This is a genomic window from Agarivorans sp. JK6, from assembly GCF_045277145.1.
Lineage (GTDB): Bacteria > Pseudomonadota > Gammaproteobacteria > Enterobacterales > Celerinatantimonadaceae > Agarivorans > Agarivorans albus.
The window spans coordinates 1,500,414-1,524,736 of the sequence record NZ_CP113525.1 but is presented as its reverse complement, the minus strand read 5'-3'; the positions used below and the strand labels follow the sequence as shown (position 1 = coordinate 1,524,736).

Genomic DNA, 24,323 nt, shown 5'->3' with positions numbered 1-24,323 from the left:
TTTTATTTCTAGCTCGACCAAAAATCGCGGCTTAAATCAGTATTCTTAGGTCAGAAATGCAAACTAAATTTGATGAATATTTAGAGTTCCCATGTGATTTTACTTTTAAAATCATGGGCGTAAACAACAACACTTTAGAAGATGAAGTATTAAGTGTTATTCAAGGTTTAGCGCCGGGTGATTACAGCCCTAAAACGCGTCCAAGCAGTAAAGGCAATTACAAATCAATTACCTTGGTGGTTAAAGTTACCAGCAAACAACACATTGAGAGCCTTTACACCCAAATTGGTGCCATTGAAGACGTACGCCACGTACTATAATGCCTGAGCAAAACCGCTTAATCATTCGCCAACTAGGTCTTCAAGACTATTCAAGCATCTTGCAAGCTATGCGTGATTTTACTGATCAACGCAGCGCTGAGCAGGATGACGAGTTGTGGCTGGTAGAACACCAGCCAGTGTTTACTCAAGGTCAGGCGGGTAAAGCGGAACACCTACTAGCCAGTAGCGACATTCCGGTGGTGCAAGCAGATAGAGGCGGTCAGGTCACTTACCATGGTCCTGGCCAACTAGTGGCTTACCCCTTGCTCAACTTGCGTCGCCGTAAACTTGGTGTTCGCGACTTAGTCACCATTATCGAACAAAGCATCATCGAAACCCTTAATCATTATAAGATTGAGGCTTTTGCCAAAAAAGACGCACCTGGAGTGTATGTAGACCAAAAGAAAATAGCCTCTTTAGGTTTACGTATTCGCAAAGGCTGCTCTTTCCACGGTTTAGCATTAAACGTAGACATGGACCTAAGTCCGTTTTTGCAAATTAACCCTTGTGGTTATGCCGGTTTAGAAATGGCACAAATTAGCGACTATGTTGCTAGCCCAAACATTAGTCAGGTTGCCGAACTCCTTAGCAAGGTGTTAGTGAAGCAGCTGGCTTATAGCAGTACAGAACATCAACAAGGACTACCCACACTATGAGTGCAAAAAAAGTGCGTATGGAGCCCGGAGTAAAACTTCGCGATGCCGACAAAATGGCATTTATTCCAGTGAAGGTAATACCCTCGGAAAAGGAAACCATGTTACGTAAGCCCGATTGGATGCGTATTAAACTTCCTTCTGATAGCACTCGAATCAATGAAATTAAAAGTGCTATGCGCAAGCATAATTTGCACTCGGTATGTGAAGAAGCATCTTGCCCTAACTTGGCAGAGTGTTTTAACCACGGTACTGCTACCTTTATGATTATGGGTGACATTTGTACTCGTCGTTGCCCATTCTGCGATGTTGGCCACGGTAAGCCCTTAGCACTAGATGCCGAAGAACCCGCCAAGTTAGCCGCCACCATTGCCGACATGAAGCTAAAATATGTGGTAATTACCTCGGTAGACCGCGACGACTTACGTGATGGCGGTGCCGCCCACTTTGCTGAGTGTGTAAGTGAAATTCGCCAACGCAGCCCACATATTCAAATAGAAACCTTGGTACCTGATTTTAAAGGCCGTATGGATCGCGCTTTAGAAATCTTAGACAAAAACCCGCCAGATGTTTTTAACCATAACTTAGAAACAGCTCCAGGTTTATATAAGCAAGTTCGCCCTGGTTCAGATTACCAATGGTCATTAACGCTGCTAAAGCGTTTCAAAGAACTACACCCCAATGTACCGACTAAATCTGGCTTAATGATGGGGCTTGGAGAAACCAATGAAGAGATCCTGCAGGTTATGCAAGATTTACGCGAACACGGCGTAACCATGCTAACGCTTGGCCAATACTTGCAACCTAGCCGTCATCACCTACCGGTAGCGCGTTACGTGCCGCCAGAAGAGTTTGATGAACTAAAAGAAAAAGCAGAGGCCATGGGCTTTACTCACGCAGCTTGTGGTCCTTTAGTACGCTCAAGCTACCACGCTGACTTACAAGCCAAAGGCGAAGAAGTGAAGTAAGCTTAGTTAAACCAGTTCCCTCTTCACTAAAAAACCAGCAATTACATGCTGGTTTTTTTATTGCCTTGCGCTTAATACAACAAACTAGAACTGGTAGTTAAACAATACACCAAAGAAATGAACTGCCGCCTCATAATCACCTTTTAACGAGCTTTCCGCAGCTGAGCCTTCGAATAAGGTGTAATCAATACTTGGGGTGCCGCCGTAGTAGTACTCGTAATACATTTGCATTCGCCAGTTTTGGTTAATCTCGTAGCTAGCACCAAGCCCAAGTTTCCATAACTCTCCGGTGGGTACATCTGGGTATTGTAAGCTTGGATCATCTTGCGGTGAGGTTTCGTAGTAAACACCACTTTCTAAACGCCACTGCTGGTTTAAGGGGTAATGCATACCAACGCTGGCAGAAAAGGTGTCTTGCCATTCTCGCGCGATGCCCGCTTCACGATTAGCCAGCGAAATAGCTGTTTCAGACACTTTGCTAAAATCACTCCAGCCTAAACTCCATAATAAAGCGGGTTTGCTTTCAAGTTGATGATAACCACTAACAATGGCCACTGCTGGCATAATAATGTTAATTGATGAAGAACCGCTGCGATTGTCAGAGCTAATATCGCCATCCATATCGTGGTTTAACTCAGAGCGATAAGTAAAGCCGATACGATTGTCGTCATTGAATTTATAAAGGCTGCTAAGGGTGTAACCAAACTCGATACTGCTACCTTCTGCCGAAACTGAGGGTAACAAGGAATCGGAGTGACCTGCAAAGTTTTGTTCTAATAGGCCATATTCAGCGACTAAGCCTAAACCTATCGACCAGTCATCTTTCACTTGGTAAGCAATGCTAGGATTAAACTGTACAGTAGTTAACTGTGCATCTTGTAGCAATAGTGAACCAGCGAAATTCGGCCCATAATCAATAATGGAACCGCCGGCAGATGCTATAGCTAAACCAACAGACCAACTATCGTTAAGCGGAGTAACGGCATATATAGATCCCACTGGCATCGCAGTACCAGCTTTCGAAGATGATTCCCCACCCGCAAACACGCCAGTTGAACCATTGTCGGTATAGTTAATGTTAGACACCATACCCTGCACATTAAATGCAAGCGTGGTGGTGTTAAGTTCAGTCATTGCAGCAGGGTTAGCAAAAGCAGTTTCAGCGCCTTCGGCAACGGCTTGAGCCCCTGCACCAGCGGTGCTAATGCTCATCATGCCAAGTTCAGGGAACATGTAGGCGCCGGCATAAGCTTTTCCAAATAAGAAGGAAGCACTTACTAGCAGTAGCATTTTGATTGTATTCATGAATAACCTAAGTTCAGCACTAAACAAAATTAGTGCTGTAAAAAATAATAAGTGGGGAATGGAACGTGTGTTGTACGCCCTCACAATGGGCGTACTTTTAAACAGCTATTACATCGCGTTTAAGTAAGACTTGTAAGAATGCAGGCGCACCGTAGCGGCACCAATAACATCAATAAAGCCAAAGAATGGATGCGGTTTATTAGCCGAAATCCACGCCGAACCCGTAGCGCCAATAGGAATGACTTTACCTTCGGGTTCAACAATTTCTAATATCACCGTTCGGCCATGCGAGCTGGCGTTTGCTCCCACATGTTGGCGAACACTTTGCGGGCCCTGCATTGGAGAGACCGCTGACTCACCAGTACCTGCAGTAAGGCTGTGAACTCTAGCTCGGAAAATCTCGCCTGGATAAGCATCCACATAAAACTCGGCAAACTGCCCTACCTCAACGTAACGATAGGTCTGATCCGGAATACGCATTTCCATAAACTTACGTCCAGTATCGTATATATGCATGTTGCCCACGCGGCTTCCGTCGGCCACATTAACCACTGCAACTTGGCCATCAAATGGCGCACGAATTGTTTTCCTTTCCTGTTCAAACTCAGTTTTTTTAGCGTCTGCATGTAGCGAAGCGAGGGCCGAATTAGCAATACGTAATTGCGAATGGTAGTACTCAACCTCACGCTGTTTGAAAATTTCTGGTGATTTATTAGCCCTAGCCACATCACGCTTTAACTGGGCAATAGCCTCTTCTTGTTTAACAATAGACGCCTTAATCTTCTCTAACTCGGCACTCGAGGTTGTGTCGATAAGGGTGTAAATCACCTCACCTTGTTTAACGTATTGATTATGCTCTACATGGATCTTATCGATTTGTTCGCGCAATAGCGGCGACAATACCGAATGCGGAGCTTTAACCGTTGATGAGTAACTTAAATCTACCGGCGCCCATAGGCGAGAAAGCACGCCTAGCAATACCAAGATCATCAGTCCACCAGATACAATCCAAAACGCGCTTTTTAATGTCCATTTAATCGCCCCAGTAGAAACTAAAATCCACATAATTAGGATGTAAGGAATCATTACCTCTTTCATTGCTTAGGCCTCTGAATGTTCGGATGGACGACGAGGAGAATGCGCTTTTTGTCTGCCATTACTAATAATCTTGCTAATCGACGCGCCAATATGTGCCCAGTTAGCAAAAGCGATAATAATAGCCAATACCCACCAAGCCTTATGCAGAAATAGGCCACATAACGACAAAGCAAAAACTAATTGAATATGTGCACTTTTTTTCTCATGCGCTTTATGCACTGCTACTTCGTGTAATTCCCATAGCAAATAAGCAACAAAACCCACTAAGGCGATAGTGACTGCAAACAGGTACCCACTAAAATACTCAGAGTTAAATAACACCATCATGGTTTGATTAGGTGTGTTGCTGTAGATGCTCATGTCGATGTCTTTAGAATTGATCGTTCCCATTGGGGCTAACAAATAAGCACCACCCAGCATCACCAACATGAAACAGGTAAATTTAACTAACACCATGAAGATGATGCGGATCTTAGAAATAATCGTGCGAAGTAGGCGCATAAAGCCCTCCTCAAAATAAAGTTGAAAGCCGCTAGCAATGTTCAAAAATCTTGCCTGCGCCTTAATGTTTAAGCCCTAGCTAAAAACAGCGATGCAAACCAACGCTCTAGTTGCGCCACATCCTCGGCGTTGCCATTTATGGCAATCAAACCTTGAGCGTGCGCCTGCTGCCAACTTAGCGCTCCTGATGCAAGTGCGTCTAATACATCCAGCTCGGTGATCACCAGCAACTCTTGTTGACTAGGCCGGGTATCACGCCCTACTATTTTCAGCTTTGGCTCAAGCAAAATTTGTCGATAGTGCCCTTTAATTGCTTCAAATAAGCTAAAACTAATTTTGTCTGGATTAGCTTTAGCTAAGCGACGCATAAACAAATAAAGCCGAAATTGCTCAGGCTTATTCGCATTACCTAAAGCGTCACGCATTCTCGCGTTTACTACACTTTCAACGACCGCTAAAGAGCCAGGTTCGGTCTGTAAATACAAACCGGTACTCTGGTGAAGGCCACATGCAGATACTGCGATTGGAATAATGACCAAAAGATAACTAAACAATCTAAACATCTGAGTCCCCTCAAAAGAGGGGCCGCAAAGGCCCCTTACCAGCTTTGCTTAGCGTACAATTAGCATTAAGTCTTGTGGGCGAGTTGCTTGGTCAAAGTAGCTCATGAATAAACCGAAGTCTTTAATGCTGCCTTCTGCAAAACTAAAGCTGCCTGTTTCCATATTGCGGGCGATAACTTGCAGTGCATTTGGTCCAGCCATGAGTATTTGGTTAAGCACTGCACGAGATGTATTGATCTGCACATTGGCACCTGTTAACACTTCTTCATGTAACTGAGCAATACCATTGCGGATCTCAATAGTGAAAGACTCACCAGTATCAGCAAAGCTGTAGCTCATAGACATATTCACATCTATGGTTTTTTCAGCAATTAAGGTAGCGGTCATCATGTCGAAGATTTGCTTGCTTGGTAGCGCCGTTAATACGTCAACCGAGGCAAAACTAATTAGGTTAGAGAAATCACGCTCTCCCTCTAGCTCAGCTGCAGCATTAAGAGCCCAGTTACGCCAATTAATGTTTACTTGCTCAGCAGACCAGGCTTTATAAGCATCAGCCTTAAGCTGGCGAGCCTGCATATCATCTTTATTCACGGTAATTGGGTACGATAGGATCTCTGCGGCAAAAGTGTAGTTTTTGGCTTCAATTGCCGCTTTTGCTGTGTTGATAATGTTGTCACGTCCGCCCATTAGCTCAACAAAAGCCTTAGCGCGTTGCTGATAAGCCATCGGTTCTAGTTGCCATGGATCAGCTTCAAAGAAGCCCACATAGCCAACGTAAATCTGACGAACAGCATGCGCAACGGTGCCGTAGTGTTCGCCTAACCAAGGATGCTCTGCTAGATGCTTAGGTAATTTCACCACTTCAACTAATTCGTCAGGTGTTAAACCTTTATTCATATAACGAATAGTTTGGTCATGGGTATATTGAATTGCATCTCGGTAAGCCGTTAAAACGTTAGCTACTGCTGCTTTACCTTCAACTGGGCGCCCATGTGAGTTGATCATGATTTCAGTATCAAACTGACGCATCACATCAATACCTTTAAACCACATTGCTGGGTCGCGGAACTTAGTGCCACGAATAGTGTGTAAGTTAGGGAAGTTCTCGCCTTGTAGTACTTCTGCAGCATGGAGGATTTTTTGCTCGGGTAGGTAAACAACCACTTCGTCTTTAGTCTCAGAAGGTACGTTTACAATTTGCATGTGCACGCCAGCAATAGTGATATCTAAGGTAGCGTTGGCCGCAATTAGTGTATTAGGCTCAATAAAAGAAATAGCGCCCTGCATAAAGCGCGGACCAAGACCATCGTTTACGGTACCGTGTTCGCCCTCTTCAACATGCTTTGCGCCAGTGTATGAAGTACGGTGACCAAACAAGGTACCAAGGTTAGATGACCAGTTTGCTACCGCATCGGTTAGGCCGTCTTGAGCAATAATTTTAACTGAACCAGAGCTTACCTCTTCATCGCTAACCCAAGCTCGCACACCAGAGATGTGGTCAATATGATTGTGCGAGTAAATTATTGCTTTCACAGGCTTAGTGGTGATTTTTCTAAATTGCTGTTTAACCGACTCAGCCATCTCTACAGACTCACCTGGATCAACAATGATGATGCCATCATCACCTTCAATCATAACTGGTGTATCAATACCAAATCCGTAGCCTAGGTAAACATTGTGATCTACCTGAATGATAGCTTGATCCATTTTGCGGCTATGTTTGGTTAACGTTGGGTGAACATGCTCAGATTCTGCCGTGTAAGCTAAAGTTTCACCGGTTTTAGACAATACCTTGATTCGCTCACCTTTGCCCCAGAACAGGTTTGATGAATGCTCAATCAACACGCCGTCGTTATAGCGAGCATCTAAATCAATATTTTGGTATTGGTTTGCTGCACTCGTTTGCAGTTCTTGTCCTACGCTAGAGCTAGCTTCGATTACGGGTGTTGCTTGGGTATATCCCGCTACAAACAAAGTACTAGAAATGGCTAGTGGCAATAACACCTGCTTACATCGATTTGTCATAGTTCAACCTTAAAGCCTTACAATTATGAAATTGCAGCCACTTTATTTATATCTAGAGCATTAAAAAATAGGCTGATATGATTTAAAACTATCGTAAATACGATAATTACTTATAAGAGCTTTAGCACTAGCGTTAAATACGGTGAGCAAAATGCAAAACGATATCCCTAAATACAATTTGCTGGCAGCATTTGCAGCGGTAATGGAGCATGGCAGTTTGAGCAAGGCCGCAGAGCACCTAAATACAAATCAGTCGACCATTTCTACGATGCTAGGGCGCCTAAAAAATGAGGTACAGCAGGAACTGTTTATTCGCAGTGGTCGCGGCGTAGCCCCCACCAATTATTCGGTAAACCTTTACGCGCAAATTCAAGAGCCGCTGCAGCAACTTAATTCGGTGTTCCACTCCTTTGGACAGTTTGACGCTGCTCACTCAAAACGAAATTTTGTGATAACCGCTCCCGAGCACTTACAGTGGGTATTACTCGATCAGTTTGCCAAGCTGCCCAATAAAAACATCAGCCTCGAAGTGTTCGACCAACCGGTATACGAAGAAAACATATACGACGCTTTAATCACGCAAGAATACGACCTAATGATTGATATTCTGCCGCCCAAAGAGCCAAGCTTGAATAGCCAAAAACTCTATGACGGCGACTTTGTGGTGGTATGTAGCCAAGACCATCCTAGGATTCAAGGCAGCTTATCTGAAGCGCAGTATATGCAAGAAGAGCACGCAGTATTAGAAAGAAAAAGACAACACCTTTACACCATGAGCCACTATACCAATATTGATTTAAGCAAACGGCGAGTGGCTTACCACGGTGGTTCGCTGTTTAGCAATATTATGATGTGTAGCCAATCACACTACCTGTCTGCTGTGCCTCTATCCATGGCGTTACAGTTTGAAGAACGGCTACAGCTGCAGGTTTTTAGACCACCATTCGAATTTAAACCTGTGTCCAATTACCTTATTTGGCCGAAAAAGGTTACTCAAGATCCCGCAAATACTTGGCTAAGAAATGAGTTGATTAACATAGCTAATAAAATTGAAGAATATATGCAGGAAAATTTTCAATAAGTGCCCAAGACGTAGTTTATGAACTGACGCTTGGCAAAAGATAAATCTATTAGCAGCACAATAAAAAAGAGAGCCTTAAGGCTCTCTTTTTAAATACTTATTCAACTAGTTTGGTGAAGCCGTTAAACCACCACCACCAGCACCGCCGCCGTTACCCGGCAAGCTAGGCACAAAGTCTGGCAAACCAGCACTAGCTAACAAGTTAGCTGTAGTAATAGGCGTTCCAGCACTAATCGCTGCAAACAAATCGTTTGGAGACAGCGTTGGTGCTGCAGGCGCATCGGCCGCAACGGCATAGGTACTAGAAAGCAACAAAGCTGCTGTCAAAGTCCGTTTTACGTAAACCATAATTGGCTCCTTCTGTTACAACGTCGAACAAAATATAAACTACATATAAAAACAGCTATTAACAAGATTAATTAAATGAAAATTCAATGACCTTGTAAGCCGCTATAGTTTATTTAGCGAATAATGAACCGCGCATTCTTCTGCCCACAATGGCAAGTAAACCAAATAGCACTAAGGCATAACTTGCTGGTTCTGGAACTGAAAATTGCTTACCGCCAATTACACTTCCTTCAACTGCAGCAACCACTGTCCAAGCGCCACTTTCTACTAAGCCGTCGTCAAACAAACTGCTATCACTCCATACTGCAAGCACATCAAAGGTAGGCTGCCAAGCTTCGATTTGATCCCAAGAGTAAGGATTATAGTTTTGCCACACTAAATTAGCGCCATTAAACCAGTAAAACTCAAGGTCCAATAGGCCATTTAAGTAGCCGCCAGTGCCTTCATCGGTAGTTTCATCTAACATATCAAGATCAAGCATAAATGCCGCTCGAATGTCAGAACCTGCGTCAAACACGCTTTGAGCAACAGGAACGTTAGGAAAAGCAGTCGGATCACTAAAAGGTGTTGGAAAATCACCTAAATAGGTTTCCACTCCCGGTGCTTGCGCTGGGTTGTCGCTAGTTAACATTACCGTTGCATTTGCCGACATAGCCATAAACAATGTCGTTAAGGTTAATAGTAGTGCTTTCATTGCTCAGATCCTTTGCTGTTATTAAAAGGTATTCCTTTAACGCACTAGATTCTTCGCAAGTACTAAGCCAAATCTATAGAAAGACTTATAAAATAATTAAGACTATGTTTTATAAAGATTTTATTTTTAGTACCCCAAAACCACAAGGTGATACAGATCACACAAAGTGTAAGCTATATCGACAAAGCAAACCTTTATCAAAGCGCTTCCAGCCTAGGTTTATATGACAATTTGTGGTGGTAGCAGCTAGGCGAGGCGCTATATGTCTATACATCCGCTGTTTCTAAAAGTTCTGGTATTTGTCTTTAAGCAAGTAAAAAACACCAGCATTTAAAATGATGAAATTTTTCTACAGAATAATACGTCGAAAATTTAATCAACCGCAAAATACCACTCAATAAATGATGTTTTTATGATGTTTTGATGAAAGCGCTATTCATCATAAATATGGTCATTACAGCGCTAGATCCTAACCAAAGAATAAAGTGTAAAGAAATCCGACACCGAAAAACATCAGCAAAAACAAACGGAATTAGTGCTCATCGGCATTTAAAGCGAGCGGCTTTAATCAGAAAACAAAAGGTAAAAGCCGAATTAATGTAGTTAAGGTACTTTGGTAGTAGTGTTTCTTGAGGAAATAAAAAGGCAGCCAACGAGGCTGCCTTGTAGCTAAACCAGATTGCATTTATCTCGTTTAATTACCAATTAAAGCTGGAATGCCAGGAAGCTGCCCCACCATCGCTAGCGAACCCACACAAATCACAAAGGCTACGCCCGGAATAAGGTACTTGTCTTTAGCCGATAGTTCTTTAGCGCGCTCATGGTCGCCAATTAACCCCATGTTATCCAGCAGCATGGTAGTGGCCCAGCCAAACACAGGATTAACAAAGGCACAGGCAAAAATACAAATACCGGCACTTAAAGAATCTTTGTGCTTGTGAATCATTTGCATGCCAGCTTCAAGCAAAGGTAAGAATACCCCTACAATTAAAGCAACACGTAGCACTGGTTCCCACATGGCCAAGTCCATTGGATAACCAAGTACCGAAGCCAATACACATAAGATACCGGTTAGCAAAGCGCCACCCGGAATCGGACGCTTAGCAATAGCAGCAGGGATCATGTAGGTTCCCCACGATGAGGCTAAATTACCTCCGCCCAATAATGCACCAACACCTTGACGCACAGATGCACCCACCATGGTGTCATCCACATCCATTAACACGCCTTTAGCTTCTTTCGGGTAGTTAAGCTCTTGGAATACACGGTGCCCTAAATAATCTGGTGACCACATAGCGACCGCAAGCAAGGCAAAAGGAATAACCGCAATGAAGTGCTGAAGATTCGGCCAACCTAATTGCCAACCAGTATCTTCACCCCACCAGTAAAACGGACTGAAATGCGGTAGGCCAGGTGCGGTAGTAAAGGCAAAATCTGCTCCACATACATAGGCAACAATGCCCGCTAAAGCCGAACATAAAGGAATAGCCAACCAACGTTTACCTACTTTTGCTAAATAGGCATACACTAAAACCGTAACGCCAATCACCGCAAATGATATATAGCCTTGGTCACCGGCAGATGCCCAGGCTTCTGTTTTGTTAATTTGACCAATTAAACCCACAGCCCCCAGGTAAATCAGCAAGCCCCCTCTTACCCCTACCCCGGTTAGCGTCATTAACTTTGAGCCCCCCTTGGTATAAGCCAAAATCAAACCAAATACACACACCATTAAACCCAGCGCTAGCGGGTGTCCTCCTGCAGCAGCAATCAAGGGAATTAAGGGGATCATTGGCCCATGGGTGCCGGCCAAATTAGCATTAGGGTTTAAAATAGCAGAGAACAGAATTACAAATAACGCACCTGCAATAAGCAGCTCGTAACGTACGTTTTCGGCAACAAACTCTGGTGATAAACCAAACTGTGCGGCAAACGCGGCAACCATTGCGGTTACCATTACAACTTTACCAATGGTGGCGGCTAGCGCTGGTACCCAATCTTCAATTTCAATACTGTAATCTCGAAGCGGTAAATGGATCCCCCAACGGCGAAAACTCATAATTTTGAGATCGTGATTCAAAAATTCTTCACGGTTGTCGAATTCCTGCGCTTTTCGGCGCATATCTCTATAGAATGTCTTGTTCTTACTAGACATGTTTTTACTTCCTATGTAATTGCGGGGGCCATTGCGCATTAACTTCCATTTATGCTCTGTATGTTAACCTTCGGCTAACACGAGACGACATCCCAGACGCTACAGAACACCTAGTAAGCAGGTGCCTAAAAGCTGGGAGCTAAAGCCACATATTTTCCCGCAGGCTGAAAAAAGGGTACGATACGCGCCCTTAGTAACTGGTACTGGAAAATTTGTCTTAGTATAAGACAATAAAGTTTGATGACTTTTTGATTTAGATTACTTTTCATGCAAGTTAACTGCTTTTTATTTTACCCTTTCATCGATATGCTAATTCTCTACTAATTGTTATGCTGAACTTAGTTCAACCAACTGATTACGATGAAAATTTCCGAGCACGCCCAGCGCACAGAACAGCTATTTGGCATACGAGCAGAAGACATCCATAAATGGATTGACGGCTTTTTCGACCACGACGGATTTGATCACTACTTGCGTGAAGGCAAGCTAGACCAATACGACCCCTACGACCATCGCCGGTTTAGGCACTGCAAAGAAGCACTTCAAGAAGCCTACCAAGAGTTCGATGGCAAATACTCTCGCCAACAAATTAAGAACGTTGTCGAAACTCATATTAAAGATGATTACGACGGCTACCTGCCTTCTCGAGCTGATTTTGAGAACGGTACGTTTACCGCCAAATACCACGACGCCACCCACAATGAGGAACTGAGCGCAGTATTAGACGCCAAAGAGCTAGCCGAATATTTTGATGGCCTACGTGATAACGAAGCTAATCAACAAGGTTTTATTGGCAGCTTTGCTTTTCGCATTGTACTGCCCACCATTTTGGCCATTATATTATTTGTAAGTGCGGTTGCTTTGGTGATTATCCCGCTGGTAGAAAACTCGATGATGGGTCAAAAGCAGCAAATGATAAAAGAGCTCACTTCCTCTGCCATTAGCATTGTCGATAGTTACGTAGCGCGAGAACAAAGCGGAGAACTAAGCCTAAGCCAAGCCCAAGCTAAAGCGGCTAACGAACTAAAAGCGATGCGCTATGGTGATGAAAACAAAGATTACTTTTTCATCACCGACATGCATCCACGAATGATCATGCACCCCTACCGTAAAGACTTAACAGGCCTAGATCTCACGCACTACTCAGACAATGAAAACAAAAGCGGCAAACACATTTTTGTTGAGTTCACCAAGCTGGTTAAAGCCAACCATGAAGGCTACTTAGAATACCTCTGGCAATGGAAGGATGATGCCAACAAAACAGCGCCCAAACTTAGCTACGTACAAGCAGTAGAAGAGTGGCAATGGATAGTGGGAACCGGTGTCTATTTTGACGATGTGCAAAAAGAAATCGATAAGCTAGAACAAACGCTGTTTACCACCTTCTTCCTCATTACCTTGGGGCTTAGCGCCATAATGAGCTACATCATTGGCCAAAGCCGAACCATCGAGAACCGGAAAAAGCGCGCCGAAGTTGCTCTGCACGAAGCCAAAGATCGTTACCGCGCCTTGGTTGAATCATCCAACGAAGGTTACATTCTAGAAGCCGACGGCGATATTCTTTACTCAAACAACCGGCTACATCGCATGTTAGGTTACAGCGACTCCGAGCTTCAAAGCCCCACTATTTGGCAGCAGTTATTTCCTGCCAACGCGAAAAACACACCTTTGCTGCAACATTTGGCTTACCTGTTTAAACACAGCGCAGAGCCTGCAGAATTTGAAGCTTGTTTAAGCACCAAAAGCGGCAAACAGCTGGACATTATTGTTAGCTCCTCAAAAATATTCTTTTCCGAAAAGCATGGCCATATAATTTCATTTCGCCCAATAACCCGAAAGATTTATGGCGGCGCCTATGGCCTTGTAAAACAAGTCAACGATTACCAAGTGCTAAGCAGTCGCGTGGTCGAAGATATTGCACTTAGCGATAGCCAAGGTGGCGTGGTAGAAACCCTTAATCAACTGCCAGACTTAGTGCGCGAGATGATTGATGCAGGCTCTCGCCCTGATAATCTTCGCCGAGCTATTGGCAGTGCCTACGATGCGGCCATCTGCCGATTTATAGAGCTAAGTATTCAAGAGTTGGGAAAGCCGCCGGTCTCCTTTTCCTTTATTTCCTTTGGCAGCAATGCTCGTCACGACATGACGCTGTTTTCAGACCAAGACAATGCCATTGTATTTGAGACACCCAAAGATCCAAGCAAACTTAAACAAACCAGACGTTACTTTTTGCATCTAGCCGAGCGGGTTTGTGGCCTGCTCAACCAAGCCGGTTACCCCTATTGCGATGGTTTGATTATGGCCACCAACCACCAATGGTGCCTAAGCCTAGATGAGTGGACCGCAAACTTTAGCGCTTGGATTAATCACGCCAAGCCCGATTCGATATTAGAACTAAATGTATTTTTTGATATACGCGCGACTTATGGAAAAAAACAGCTGGTCGATAGTATCCAACAGCATATTCAAACAACGGTGCAAAACCAGCCGCAATTTCTAGCCACCTACGCGAAAAATTGCCTGTCTTACAAAGTGCCACTCACTAGCTTTAAACAAATCAAAACCGAGAATATCGACGGCGTAGAGTCAGTTAATCTAAAAGCCTGTTTACGCCCCATGGAAATTTTTTGCCGAATTTACGCACTTAAGCACGATATTCGCGAAGCGAACACCATGACAAGGCTTAAGCAGCTAGCCGCCAAACAGGAAATCGACGCCATGAGCTTTCGCGAAATGGTCTACATTTTCGACCATATTTGGCAGCTGCGCTTTATGAATCAAATAGTGGAATACACCGATTTGCGTAAGGTAAATGATGTGCTGGCCTTGGCAGATTTAACCGAGCTAGAGCAACAAAATCTACGCAACGTATTGAAAAGAATTAGCTTATTTCACGACAAAATTAGCCATGATTTCCTCAATGCTAAATCTAGCTAAAGGAAAATTTATAAATGAACAATAATACCCCTCCGGTAATTATTAAATTTACACAGCTGCTTTTACCATATTTGTTTGCCTTGGCCAGACTAAGCCGATGCAACGCAAACTATCCAGATTTCACAGTCTTTTGCGGAAAATCACAGTATAAGCCCCCAGCCCTTTGCACTAGCCTGAATACATCGTTTGGCTTAGCACGTATTTAAAAGCCCTATGAACATTGATTACAATTAGAACAAAGGTAACAAAGCATATTATGACTATGAATATTTTTACCACCCACCGTAACACCATAATGAAAACGGTGAAAACCTTGGCGTTTTGCGCCTTGCCTTTAGGTTTAGCCTCTTGCGCGGCTCCCGTTGAGCAATCATCTGCTCCAGCAACTAAGCAAAGCAACACTAGCACCAGCAATATTAGTGCTCCTGGGGCTTTTTATTCTGGTGAATACCGCAATGCCTTTGTTGAGCTAGGTATCGCTTCACCAGAACAAGTGAATAAGAAAGTACAAGATACTTACCAGCAGCTGTTTTACTCTGATTCTCGCAGTGAAAGCGGCGAAGCGGTGTTTTTCCCGGTTGGTGACGACATGGGCTTCATTAAAGATATTGGTAGCAACGATATTCGCTCGGAAGGTATGTCTTACGGCATGATGATCGCCGTGCAAATGGACGACCAAGAGATGTTCAATAAGCTTTGGAAGTTCTCTAAAACTTATATGCAACACCATGAAGGCTGGTACAAAGATTACTTTGCTTGGCATCTAAGACCAGAAGCACCGTTTGCCAAAATGGATAACAACCCTGCGCCAGATGGCGAGCTATACTTTGCTATGGCCTTATTCTTTGCAGAAAACCGCTGGGGGGCCGGCGAAGGTATTTTCCAATATAGCGATGAAGCAAACGTAATTCTGCAAGCCATGGTTAATAAAGAAGAGACTGACTCGCAGGTTCCGATGTTTAGCCGCGACGAGAAGCAAATCTTATTTGTTACTGAAAAAAGCTTAGGTTTATACACCGACCCGTCTTACCACGTTGCTGCTTTTTATGAGCTACTGGGCCGTTGGGCAGATGAAGACCAACAACTATGGCTTGATGCCGCACAAGTAAGCCGCGATTACTTGTACAACGCAGCCCACCCAGAAACAGGCTTGTATTCTGAATACGCAGCTTTTGATGGAACTCCACAAAAGACCTCGTTTAACGATATTAGCCATAAATCTGGTTACGATGCGTTCCGCGTAATTGGTAACATTGCCATGGACTACCACTGGTTTAACGATGACCCTCGCCAAACTGAGTTAGCTGACCGTTTAATTTCGTTCTATGCCGACGAATACAAACGTAAAGGTCAAAACTTTGCGGTACATGAAATGGGCGGAAAGATTGCATCTGAATGGGGCAGCTCTGGCCAAAATGCCATGAACGGCACCGCTGCTTTAATTACCGATAGCCAAGAAGCCAAAGAGTTCACCGAACGTTTGTGGAAGCAAGCTACGCCAACCGGAAAATGGCGTTACTACGACGGCTTATTGCACATGTTTGCAGTACTGCAAATGTCGGGTGAATATAAGATTTACGGCCCAACAGACGCGAATCAGTAAAAAACTATCTTAATAACAAAAGAGAGCCTAGGCTCTCTTTTTTAATGTTTAAGTTTTAGTTGGCGTAACTTGCGATACAAGGTGTTGCGGCTAATGCCTAGCAGTTTGGCACTTTTAGTCACGTTACCTTGGCAATGCTGATAAACCTGCGCGATGTTTTGCTCAATGGTTTGCTGCAGCTCTGTTTGTTCACAGTTTTGCTCTAGCGGGCTAGTTAAGGCCAGTTGTTGTTGCAAGGATTCGGGTAAATCAGTACTGCGTAGCATGGCTTGCTGCTCGGTCATTAAACAAGCCACTTGCATAAAATTGTCCAACTCACGCAAGTTACCCGGCCAAGTATAAGCCAGCATTTTGCTAAACAGACGCTGCTCTATATCTTGTTTATGCTCGCAATAACGTTGGTGAAGCTTATTGATGAGCAAACCAATGTCGCTGCGCTCTCGCAGGGCTGGCAGGCTTATCTGCAAACCTTTTAAGCGATAGTAAAGATCTTCTCTAAACAAGCCTTCACTCACCCTTTGCTGCAAATTAACATGCGTTGCTGCAACCACTTGAATGTCTACCTTATAGGCCTGATTGCCACCCACCGGCACCACTTCTCGCTCTTGCAGCACCCGTAGTAAACGTGCTTGGGCAGCCAAAGGCATTTCACCAATTTCATCTAAAAACAAAAAGCCACCATCGGCTTGACGAATTTTCCCCACAAAACCCTTAGGGTTAGCCCCAGTAAATGCGCCTGCTTGATACCCAAACAGCTCTGCTTCCACCAGCTCGTTTGGCAAGGCTGCACAATTTACGGCTTGTAAGGCCTTGCTCGCTCGTTGGCTTTGTTGGTGCAGCTGTTTTACAAAACGCTCTTTACCTACACCAGTTTCACCTAAGATAAGCAGCGGAATAGATTTACTCACCACCTTGCAAGCTTGCCACCAAGCGGTATTAACCCGAGGGTCACGGGATTCACTCTTGCTAGAAATGCTTTTGCTAACGATTGGCCTTGCTTTTAAAGCCTTAGTTTGCAGATGAAGCTTTGCCTTATCTGCCAAGTGAGCTTGCTGCCAATCCTCACCAAAGTGACTAGCCAAGGCTTCACCTACATGTAACTTATCCACCAACTGACGCGCCATTGGGTTTAAGCCTAATACTTTGCCTTCGCTGTCGGCCACCACAATGCCTTGCCAACCAGAGTTGAGCAAATGCGGCTGCGCGGCAAGATCAACCCGATAATGGCTCTCGGGCAACTGGCATAACAAGGCTGTTTCAACTTGCTGGGCCAGGCTAGCAGCAAGCAACATGGTTTGTTGAGTATGCCGCTGCTGCTCACTGGTGATGTCTAATATGGCAAGCATTTCGCCCTTCGGACTAAAGATTGGGCAAGCGCTGCAACTCATAAAGCGATGCTGTTGAATAAAGTGCTGCTCACCAATTACCGATACTGCTTGCCCAGTGGCAATAGCGGTACCAATCGCATTAGTGCCTTTATATTGCTCTAACCAATTCACTCCAGTCTCTAGCGCAATAGTTGCCAACTTATCGTTGTAGCGTTTCACTCCCCAATGGTGAATAAGGTAACCGTCTACATCCGACAAAATGAGCCTGCTAGAACTAAGGGCCATTACCTGCTCAAACAAGGGATAGGCGTAGCGCTCTACCAATGCAATCAACGATTGTTGTCGATGGTGACGCTCTGCCAACTCGGTTTTTGCCAAGCGTAAAACCTGAGGAGCGACTTGCTCTTGCAGGCCGGCATCTTGGCTGCGCAACCAAGATGCATTAATAGAGCTAGGAAGTTGTAGCTTGTTGGTCATTGCAGTGTTCCATAGTGAGACAATGTAACTGTGCCAAAAAGTAACAGTGTGACAAGCCTATTAAGCTGGCTAGTTTTCGCTACTCACACTGTGCAAAATTGTTTGTGTGAATAATCATAGTTTTACATTTTGTTAACAACAAGTTTCTGTGCAATGGCTTAGCACTTGCTATGTAAAGCGCAGGCGTGTCACGAAACGCGCTCACAAGAAACATATTGATAACAAAACAAAAAGGAATTGACTATGGTTTACGCACAGCCAGGTACCGAAGGTTCGTTAATCACTTTTAAAGAGCAATACAACAACTTTATTGGCGGCGAATGGGTAGCGCCAGTAAACGGCCAGTACTTTGATAACCCTTCTCCGGTTAATGGTGAGGTTTATTGCCAAGTGGCCCGCTCAGACGCTGACGATATCGGTCTTGCTTTAGACGCTGCCCATGCAGCCAAAGAAAGCTGGGGAAGTACTTCAGTTACCGAGCGTTCAAATATGTTGCTGCGCATTGCCGATAGAATTGAACAGAACCTTGAGTATTTGGCCGTGGCCGAAGCTTGGGAAAATGGCAAAGCGATCCGCGAAACGCTCAATGCCGATCTACCTCTTGTGGTTGATCACTTCCGCTATTTTGCTGGCTGTATTCGAGCTCAAGAAGGCGGTGCAGCCGACTTAGATGCCAGCACTGTAAGTTATCACTTCCCCGAGCCACTAGGCGTTGTGGGTCAAATTATTCCTTGGAATTTCCCAATGCTAATGGCAGCCTGGAAACTCGGCCCAGCCTTAGCAGCGGGTAATTGTGTGGTGCTTAAACCCGCCGAACAAACTCCTGCCTCCATTATGGTACTAATGGAGTTAATCGAAGACCTTATTCCAAAAGGTGTGGTGAATATAGTAAACGGATTTGGTGAAGAGGCTGGCCAAGCCTTAGCCATTAGCCCTCGCATTGCCAAACTAGCGTTTACTGGCTCTACCGAAATTGGCCAACACATTCTTAAATGCGCGGCAGATTCACTGATTCCTTCCACCGTAGAGCTAGGCGGTAAATCGCCCAATGTAATATTTGCCGATGTCATGGACCACGAAGATGAGTATTTGGATAAAGTGATTGAAGGCCTACTTCTAGCCTTTTTCAACCAAGGCGAAGTATGTACTTGCCCATCACGCGCACTAATTCAGGAATCTATTTACGATAAGTTTATGCAGCGGGTATTAGAGCGAGTGAAAACCATTAAGCAAGGTGACCCCTTAGATGTTAATACCCAAGTTGGCGCTCAGGTTTCTAAAGGGCAGTTAGACAGAATTATGAGTTATTTAGAGATAGGCAAAAACGAAGGCGCCGAGGTATTAACTGGTGGCGTCACCGCAGCCTTACCGGGTGAGCACAATAACGGATATTACGTAAGCCCGACTATCTTAAAAGGCACTAATGACATGCGAGTATTTCAGGAAGAAATATTCGGCCCGGTCATCTCTGTTACCACCTTTAAAGATGAAGCAGAAGCACTGGCCATTGCTAACGATAGCGAATATGGCCTAGGCGCAGGAGTATGGACACGCGACATGAACTTAGCACAGCGTATGGGGCGTAAAATCGAAGCAGGTCGAGTATGGATAAACTGTTACCATGCCTACCCTGCCCACGCTGCATTTGGCGGCTACAAGCGCTCGGGCATTGGCAGAGAAACCCACCAAGTGGCGATTTCTCATTATCAAAACACCAAAAACCTACTGGTGAGTTACGACGTTAACCCACTCGGCTTCTTTTAAGCTTTAACGGTCAGTCATAAAAAAGAGAGCTTAGGCTCTCTTTTTTATTTGCTATCTTAATGACTAACAATACCTAAGCTGGCTGGCCAGTGGCGGCTAGTACCACTTCACGAATACACACATTTTGCGGCTGGCCATAAGCGTAAGCGACAGCATCTGCAATGTTTTGGGTATTAAGCACACCGCCCATTTCTTCTTTCCATACTTCATAACCATCTTTAATCTCTTGGCTGGTTGTATGGCTAAGTAATTCGGTTTCTACTGCGCCAGGGGCAATTACGGTTACCCGTACATTATCTCCTGCCACTTCTTCGCGAATGTTCTCACTTACCGCATGAACCGCAAATTTGGTACCGCAATACGCAGCATGACTAGGAAAGGTTTTACGCCCAGCAATTGAGCTAACATTAATGATAGTGCCTTGCTGGCGCTGCTTCATACCTGCTAATACCAAGTGAATACCATTAAGTAAGCCCATAACGTTTACGTCCAACATGGTTTTCCACTCGCTAGGTGCTTGCTCGTGAGCCGCTCCTAATAACATGACTCCGGCATTGTTTAACAACATATCTACTGGGCCATACAAGGCTTCGGCATCTTTAATTGCTTGTTCAAAGTCGGCAAGCTCGGTCACATCAACTTTACGACAAAGGGTATTTGGCAAGTTTAGCGCTTCCAATCGCTCAATACGACGCGCTACCAATAACAACGGATGACCCGCAGCCGATAAGGTTTTTGCACATGCTTCGCCAATTCCAGAACTGGCACCAGTAATAACAACTAAAGGCTTAGACATAAGATTCTCCAATACATAAATAACCCACCACAAGGCGCTACATTTGCGCTTGCTGCTTTATTGGCGCTAACTATAGTTCTGCTATATATAGGTGTAAAATATCGATTTCCTTTGGTTGTTATAGGCAATAATTATGGATGCGCGTTTACTAAGATCCTTTGTGGCAGTTTTTGAAGAGCGTTCGATGACAGCCGCCGCCGAGCGTTGTTATGTTTCTCAGCCATCGCTATCTTCGGCCATTAAACAACTTGAGTCAGAGTTAGGGGTTCAGCTGTTTATTCGCCACAAGCGCGGGGTTGATTTAACCGACCAAGCTCATCACCTTTACCCGATGGCCGTTCAAACGCTAGGTCAACTCAAGCGCATGTCTAATCTGTTTGCTGAACAACCGGCCAGCCTGCCGATTAAACTGGCCAATTTTGACGACCTAAGCCCTAGCTTGCTGGCGGAGTTTATTCAGCACTGTAAAAGCCAACAGCCATTGTTTAACTTTGAGCTACTCGATCACCAAGATAAAAGCGCTCAGGCCAGGCTAACTCTTGATGTGTTTAAACAAGAAGACGAGCTATTCATTCCACTTTGGCAAGAAGATTACGTACTGTGCGTACCTCGCCAACACCCGCTGGCGCAGCAAAACCAGGTAGAGATTGCGGCTTTAAACAATTACAACTTTATTGAATGTGTAGTGTGTGAAGCCCACCAACAAACCTTGAGTTTGCTGGCTTCACAAGGCTTTGCTGTTAACTTGGTCGCCAAAGCGCAACACAAAACCCAAGTTAAACACTTGGTAAATGCAGGCATCGGCATCTCTTTTTTACCTACTGGCGTGCTCGAAACAGCGCCGCAACTACAGCAAGTAAAGCTGCTAGCACCTCGTATGTACCGCAGCATTGGTTTATGCATAAAAGCCAGTGCCAGTGCTAAACCTGCGCTAGCCGCATTAATTGATGCGGCAAACTCATGGCCAAACAACAACTAAACGAGCTAATAGCTATCCGCCAACTGGTAAACCCGCAAACTACTCACCATGGATGTAAAGTCATCACCCAAATATTTGATAGTTTGCGGCTGATTAGCCAACAAAGTAATGCTTGAATCGGAAAAGCGTCCCGGAGCATCACTTTCTAAATGAACAAAAAATGCCGGTTTATCTGCTAATAAAATAATGGTTCTAGTACTTTCATCCACCGCGCAAGAGACCTTAGCCTTGGCTAAAGGTAAGTTTTTGTAGCTATCCCCTACCCAAGTATTTTGAACGCGAGAACCTTCACATGTGAGTGAAACAATCAAAAAGCCTTGCGTACGCCACTCATCAAGTTGCGCTTTAGCACATTGCCACGCTGATACATTGGCATCTGGCTCAAGGCTTAAGGCCAACTGCTCGCTAAATTCCACCTTGCCTTGCCAGTTCACTCGCTGTAGGTACACCTTAATAGATTTGGTTTTGGGGCTGTCGTTCATTATCCGCAGTTCTAAACCCTGCTCATCCTCAATAAAACTCGGGTATTGCGGAGCAAAAAAGCGCTTGGCGTGATAGTGCAACTGCTTCCAGCGGCCGCTATATTCGATGCTCGACCACGAGCTTACCGGCCAATTATCATTAAGCTGCCAATACAGCATTCCTCTACATTGGGGGCTATTAGCTCGCCAGAAATCACAAGCCGTTTTTATCGCAAGAGCTTGTTGCACTTGGCTCAAATAAAGCATTTGTTCAAAGCTTGCCGGAAAGCGGAACATCCGCGTAAACATCTCGGTAATAATGCTATTACCACTAGGGTTCTTTTGATGCGCTTCAAAAGTGGGTGAGCAAATATTCCAGTCATCTTCCGGTACAAAGCTTTTCACCTCCGCTAATGACGGCCAAGACTGATAACCAAACTCAGAGCAAAAACGTGGCTTAATTTGTTGGTAAGCAGAGAAGGATTTACCCGAATGCCAAACATCCCAAAAGTGCATATCGCCTTTACTATCATCATGCCATGCATCGCCATAATCTAATGCGCCATTACAGGGCGAACTGGGCCAGAATACCCGGCTAGCATCGTGCTGCTCCACCGTCTGTTGAATAGCACAATTAAGCCTGTCGTAATTCACCACATAACGTTCTCGATTAGCTTTGGATTCTGGGTACCAGTTAATTGCACCAATCACTTCGTTGTCGCCGCACCACAGCACAATACAGCTATGGTCACGTAAACGTTGAATTTGGTCGCTTAATTCAAGCTGCACGTTTGCCACAAACTCATCGGTACTGGGATACAATGAACAGGCAAACATCATGTCTTGCCACACCATTAAGCCTAACTCATCACACAGTTGATAAAACTCATCAGCCTCGTACTGGCCGCCGCCCCAAACCCGCAGCATGTTCATGTTGGCGGTTTTAGCATCAGTTAATAGCTGGCGATAACGCTCGGCTGTTTGCCTCGATGGCATCGCATCAAGCGGGATCCAGTTAGCGCCTTTGGCGGTAATGGGGCAATCGTTAATCACAAAGGTCATCGCAGAACCATGGCTATCGGCTCGCGTATCTAGTTCTAGCTTTCGCAAGCCAATCTTCTTCTCAATAAGCTGCTCAGCCAATTTAACTTGCAGCAAATACAAAGGCTGTTCACCATAACCTGCTGGCCACCAAAGCTGTGGCTCCGCAATGTGGAATCGAGCCTCAGTAATGGATGATTCAGTTGCGGGCTGTATTTGCAAGGCATGCTCTGCAAATTGAATATCAATTGGTGAGCGGCAAGATGAGTCATGACTAACCTTAACCAACACATCCACACTGTTGCCATGCCACTGCTGCTCAACTTGCACAGCTAACAATCGAGCTTGGTTGGTGAACTTAATTTCCACTGGGTCGTAGATACCATTCACCATCAAGCAAATTCCCCAATCCCAGCCAGCGTGGCACTGCGACTTGCGTAAACTGTTCATATAAGGAATTTGGTTGTTGCCAATGGAAGATGGGACGGCAAAGGGTAAAGTACTAGCTCGTTGCTTTGCGGCTAAATCAGAACGGGAAAACCGCACTTGCAGCTGATTACTGCCAGCCTTTAAATAAGGCTTAATATTGAAAGACCACAAACGAAACATATTGTCGCATTGCGCGACTAAATGCTGATTAATATAGATATCAGCAATGGTATCGACACGACCTAAATGTAAATCGATAAAGTCACTGTCGAGCTGCTCAGCATTTACCTCAAAGCGGCTAGTTAGCACCCAGTTAACCTGGCCCACCCACTGAACATCTGCTTCATTGCTGGCTTGATAAGGATCGGCGATTAACCCCGCCTCAAGCAAGGCCGAATGGTTATCTCCGGGAATCTGGCAAGCCACCTTAATCTCTGGGTATTCTGGAGAACTTAACAGCCAAGCTTGGTTTAGGAATATCTGCGTCATTTAAGCACTCACTAAGCATTACAACATAAGATTTATAAGCAGCCTACGTAGTGCAGATATCAGGAACAAGAGATAGAGAAATGCTTTGTGGTAGGTATCAAAAATTACCGGTGTTGGCTGATAGAGTTTCAAGAGCGCTAGCACGGATTTCTAGCTTGCTTCTCGCTCTTTACATGTTTCAGCACTCATAAAAACACCGAGCTTATACAACAGCTTGCAGCTACTGCTTTCTAAAGGTACTTGCACCCTTTAATATTGACTATTTTGTTATTTTATCGCTAAGAAGCTGATATAGATAATAAAAAATG

The 24,323-nt window shown here is 44.6% G+C and carries 19 protein-coding genes; 8 read left to right on the top strand and 11 right to left on the bottom strand.

From position 1 onward, the window contains the following. Nucleotides 1–41 precede the first annotated feature (41 nt). Genes ybeD through lipA form a run of 3 tightly spaced genes read left to right on the top strand, consistent with a single transcriptional unit; the run spans nt 42 to nt 1,941 of the window. On the top strand, nt 42–320 hold the full coding sequence (gene ybeD, locus OV592_RS07175) for a DUF493 family protein YbeD (RefSeq protein WP_040307275.1): 279 nt from the start codon (nt 42–44) through the stop codon (nt 318–320). Next, nucleotides 320–976, top strand: a complete 657-nt coding sequence (lipB, locus tag OV592_RS07170) for a lipoyl(octanoyl) transferase LipB (protein ID WP_406610920.1) — start codon at nt 320–322, stop codon at nt 974–976. The genes ybeD and lipB overlap by 1 nt, the downstream gene beginning before the upstream one ends. Next, the gene (gene lipA, locus OV592_RS07165; protein ID WP_406610919.1) at nt 973–1,941 is read left to right on the top strand and encodes a lipoyl synthase; all 969 of its coding nucleotides are present in this window, start codon (nt 973–975) and stop codon (nt 1,939–1,941) included. Before lipB ends, lipA begins: the two co-directional genes overlap by 4 nt. A gap of 84 nt (nt 1,942–2,025) precedes the next feature. On the opposite strand, the gene OV592_RS07160 is transcribed toward lipA, so the two are convergent. The 5 genes from OV592_RS07160 to OV592_RS07140 form a co-directional block, all read right to left on the bottom strand. Then, nucleotides 2,026–3,246 (bottom strand): OmpP1/FadL family transporter, encoded by a 1,221-nt coding sequence (locus OV592_RS07160; RefSeq protein ID WP_406610918.1) that lies wholly within the window; start codon nt 3,244–3,246, stop codon nt 2,026–2,028. A 108-nt stretch (nt 3,247–3,354) separates the two neighbouring features. Then, entirely contained in the window at nt 3,355–4,344 is a 990-nt protein-coding gene (locus OV592_RS07155; protein WP_406610917.1) for an efflux RND transporter periplasmic adaptor subunit, read from the bottom strand. A 3-nt stretch (nt 4,345–4,347) separates the two neighbouring features. After that, complete coding sequence (locus tag OV592_RS07150; RefSeq protein ID WP_152781536.1) at nt 4,348–4,845, bottom strand: magnesium transporter; 498 nt, start codon at nt 4,843–4,845, stop codon at nt 4,348–4,350. 68 nt (nt 4,846–4,913) lie between these two features. Then, complete coding sequence (locus OV592_RS07145) at nt 4,914–5,408, bottom strand: hypothetical protein (protein WP_152781538.1); 495 nt, start codon at nt 5,406–5,408, stop codon at nt 4,914–4,916. A 48-nt stretch (nt 5,409–5,456) separates the two neighbouring features. Continuing rightward, nucleotides 5,457–7,433 carry an alkyl sulfatase dimerization domain-containing protein gene (locus OV592_RS07140; protein ID WP_406610916.1) on the bottom strand — a complete coding sequence of 659 codons (1,977 nt, stop codon included), beginning with the start codon at nt 7,431–7,433 and terminating at the stop codon, nt 5,457–5,459. Between the two features lie 151 nt (nt 7,434–7,584). On the opposite strand from OV592_RS07140, the gene OV592_RS07135 reads away from it, so the two are divergent. Further along, nucleotides 7,585–8,514 carry a LysR family transcriptional regulator gene (locus OV592_RS07135; protein WP_406610915.1) on the top strand — a complete coding sequence of 310 codons (930 nt, stop codon included), beginning with the start codon at nt 7,585–7,587 and terminating at the stop codon, nt 8,512–8,514. A 105-nt stretch (nt 8,515–8,619) separates the two neighbouring features. Here OV592_RS07135 and OV592_RS07130 read toward each other — a convergent pair whose 3' ends face one another. The 3 genes from OV592_RS07130 to OV592_RS07120 form a co-directional block, all read right to left on the bottom strand. Next, nucleotides 8,620–8,862 (bottom strand): hypothetical protein, encoded by a 243-nt coding sequence (locus tag OV592_RS07130; RefSeq protein ID WP_016402214.1) that lies wholly within the window; start codon nt 8,860–8,862, stop codon nt 8,620–8,622. Nucleotides 8,863–8,971: 109 nt separating this feature from the next. Continuing rightward, nucleotides 8,972–9,556, bottom strand: a complete 585-nt coding sequence (locus OV592_RS07125) for a PEP-CTERM sorting domain-containing protein (RefSeq protein WP_406610914.1) — start codon at nt 9,554–9,556, stop codon at nt 8,972–8,974. Between the two features lie 694 nt (nt 9,557–10,250). Continuing rightward, on the bottom strand, nt 10,251–11,711 hold the full coding sequence (locus OV592_RS07120) for a DUF3360 family protein (RefSeq protein WP_406610913.1): 1,461 nt from the start codon (nt 11,709–11,711) through the stop codon (nt 10,251–10,253). A gap of 360 nt (nt 11,712–12,071) precedes the next feature. Here OV592_RS07120 and OV592_RS07115 point away from each other — a divergent pair, with 360 nt between their 5' ends. Both OV592_RS07115 and OV592_RS07110 read left to right on the top strand, forming a co-directional pair. Continuing rightward, nucleotides 12,072–14,648, top strand: coding sequence for a DUF294 nucleotidyltransferase-like domain-containing protein (locus OV592_RS07115; protein WP_406610912.1), 2,577 nt, complete (start codon nt 12,072–12,074; stop codon nt 14,646–14,648). A 256-nt stretch (nt 14,649–14,904) separates the two neighbouring features. Then, entirely contained in the window at nt 14,905–16,251 is a 1,347-nt protein-coding gene (locus OV592_RS07110; RefSeq protein ID WP_406610911.1) for a glycosyl hydrolase family 8, read from the top strand. A 41-nt stretch (nt 16,252–16,292) separates the two neighbouring features. Here OV592_RS07110 and OV592_RS07105 read toward each other — a convergent pair whose 3' ends face one another. Next, nucleotides 16,293–18,056 (bottom strand): sigma-54-dependent Fis family transcriptional regulator, encoded by a 1,764-nt coding sequence (locus OV592_RS07105; RefSeq protein ID WP_406610910.1) that lies wholly within the window; start codon nt 18,054–18,056, stop codon nt 16,293–16,295. A gap of 243 nt (nt 18,057–18,299) precedes the next feature. On the opposite strand from OV592_RS07105, the gene OV592_RS07100 reads away from it, so the two are divergent. Then, nucleotides 18,300–19,820: an aldehyde dehydrogenase family protein gene (locus OV592_RS07100; protein ID WP_221074242.1), complete on the top strand. Its 1,521-nt coding sequence runs from the start codon at nt 18,300–18,302 to the stop codon at nt 19,818–19,820. Between the two features lie 73 nt (nt 19,821–19,893). On the opposite strand, the gene OV592_RS07095 is transcribed toward OV592_RS07100, so the two are convergent. Then, the gene (locus OV592_RS07095) at nt 19,894–20,616 is read right to left on the bottom strand and encodes an SDR family oxidoreductase (protein ID WP_016402222.1); all 723 of its coding nucleotides are present in this window, start codon (nt 20,614–20,616) and stop codon (nt 19,894–19,896) included. A gap of 133 nt (nt 20,617–20,749) precedes the next feature. Here OV592_RS07095 and OV592_RS07090 point away from each other — a divergent pair, with 133 nt between their 5' ends. Continuing rightward, nucleotides 20,750–21,595 (top strand): LysR family transcriptional regulator, encoded by an 846-nt coding sequence (locus tag OV592_RS07090; protein WP_406610909.1) that lies wholly within the window; start codon nt 20,750–20,752, stop codon nt 21,593–21,595. 5 nt (nt 21,596–21,600) lie between these two features. Here OV592_RS07090 and OV592_RS07085 read toward each other — a convergent pair whose 3' ends face one another. Then, on the bottom strand, nt 21,601–24,015 hold the full coding sequence (locus tag OV592_RS07085; protein WP_406610907.1) for a glycosyl hydrolase 2 galactose-binding domain-containing protein: 2,415 nt from the start codon (nt 24,013–24,015) through the stop codon (nt 21,601–21,603). Between the last annotated feature and the right edge of the window lie 308 nt (nt 24,016–24,323).